Origin of the sequence: Micromonospora foliorum (assembly GCF_022229015.1) — a bacterium.
In the GTDB taxonomy this organism is placed as follows: domain Bacteria; phylum Actinomycetota; class Actinomycetes; order Mycobacteriales; family Micromonosporaceae; genus Micromonospora; species Micromonospora foliorum.
Window position 1 is genome coordinate 1 of sequence record NZ_JAKKFF010000420.1, and the last position, 1,955, is coordinate 1,955.

Below are 1,955 nucleotides of genomic sequence, written 5' to 3' on the forward strand. Positions count from 1 at the left end.
GGTCTTCGCCTGCCCGGTCGTCGTCCCGCCGGCCGGGGAGTACGTCGCCGACGGCGCCGCCCGGCAGGCCGCCTGGGTCGCCCTGGGCGGTGCCGCGCCGCCCGCCTGGGAGGTCGAGGGCACCGAGGAGTACGCGGCCGCGGCCGTCCCCGCCGTCCGCGAGCAGTACGCCGCAGCTCGGGGGTTGGTGCTCGACCGGCGCTGAGCGTCGGGATCGACACGGGTGGGTGCCGGTCGACGCTGACCGGCACCCACCCGCGTGACGGCCTCCTCCACGGAGTCTGGTTGGCTGCCGGTCATGACGGTGACCAGTGGCGGGCCGGGCCTGCGCCCGCACGGTCGGGGCGGTGGGCCCGCGCACCGGTTGTACAGCGTCGTGGTGTTCGTGCTGCTCGCCTCGCTGGACAACGTGGCGATCGGGCTGGTCCCCCCGCTGTACGGCCCGATCTCCGACGCGTTCGACGTGTCCAGGCGGCTGCTCGGCGTGGTCACCGCGGTCAGTTTCCTGGTCAGCGCGGTCGCGGCGGTCGGCTGGGCGTACGTCGGGGACCGGACCAACCGCAAACCGCTGCTCATGGTCGGCACACTCCTCTGGGCGGCGGGTACCGGCGGTAGTGCGCTCGCCGGCGGTTACCTGACGTTCCTGGCCGCGCAGCTGGTCGCGGCGGTCGGGCTCGGCGCCGTCGGCTCGGTGGGCTTCTCCGTGGTCACCGACCTGATCTCACCGACCCGGCGCGGGCTGGTGATGAGCTTCTGGGGGCTCTCCCAGGGGGTCGGCACCCTCGCCGGCACCCTCGTCGGCGGGCTGCTCGGCGCGGCCGACTGGCGGCGGCCGTTCCTGCTGCTCACCGGCGTCGGACTGGTCGCCACCCTCGCCTACCTGTTCACGTACGACATCCGGCGAGGCCAGAGCGAGCCGGAACTGGCCGGCAGGCTCGACGCCGGCGCCGAGTACGACTACCGGATCAGCCGCGCCGACCTGCCGCGCATCCTGGCCCGACGGACCAACCGGTGGCTGATCCTGCAGGGTCTGACCGCGCAGGCCGCGTTCGGCTCGCTGGTCTGGCTGCCGGTGCTCTTCGCCGAACGGGCCGAGGCCCAGGGGTACTCCACGTCGACCGCGGTGGTGGTGGGCAGCGTCTTCGCCACCCTGTTCCAGCTCGGTGGGGTGCTGTCCATCGTGGGCGGCCTGATCGGCGACGCGGTGCAACGGCGTACCCCGCGAGGGCGGGCAATGGTCGCCTCCATCGGCATCCTCGCCGCCCTGCCGTTCTACCTGGTGTTGTTCTTCGTCCCGGTGACCATCGACGTGCCGGACGGCGCGAGCGGCGGCGCGGTGGTCGGTGCGGTGCTGGCCAGTGTGTTCACCGAGCCGTCGGTCGGGCTGAGCCTGCTCACCGCGATCGTGGCGCTCGCGCTGACCTCGGCCAACTCACCGAACTGGTTCGCGTTGATCGCGGACGTCAACCCACCGGAGCACCGGGGCACGGTCTACAGCCTCGGCAACCTCGTCAACGGTGTCGGACGCGCGGCCGGCAACGGGCTGGTCGGCGTGGCCTTCCAGGCACTACGAACGGCATTCCCGCCACCGCTGAACTTCGCCGTCGGGCTGGCCGCGTTCCAGCTCTTCTTCATCCCGACCGGGATCATGTACTGGCTCGCCTCGCGTACCTCACCTGCGGACATCGACAACGTGCACGACCTGCTACACGCCCGAGCCGACCACCTCTGACCCGCGGCGCGCTGCTCCGCCCTCCGCGTTGTGCGTGCCCTCCGCGTTGTGCGCGCCCTCAAGATCGCGCTACTTCCTGGTTCTAGTTGCCTTCTCGCGGGCCGAGGCCACTACATCATGGAAATAGTGCGATCTTGAGGGCGCGGGCGGCACATCCGGCGGCTGCCCGCCGCCCGCTGGGCGTCGGCGCGCGACGCGAGTGGGGGCGTGGCGCGACGGGCGC

1 protein-coding gene and 1 pseudogene are annotated in these 1,955 nt (G+C 72.4%); both read left to right on the forward strand.

Annotated elements, in window-relative coordinates:
• Positions 1-205 (forward strand): annotated as a pseudogene (locus PSH25_RS26270) (xylulose kinase); the annotation flags it as partial.
• A gap of 93 nt (positions 206-298) precedes the next feature.
• Positions 299-1,732: an MFS transporter gene (locus PSH25_RS26275; RefSeq protein ID WP_238661591.1), complete on the forward strand. Its 1,434-nt coding sequence runs from the start codon at positions 299-301 to the stop codon at positions 1,730-1,732.
• Positions 1,733-1,955 lie beyond the last annotated feature (223 nt).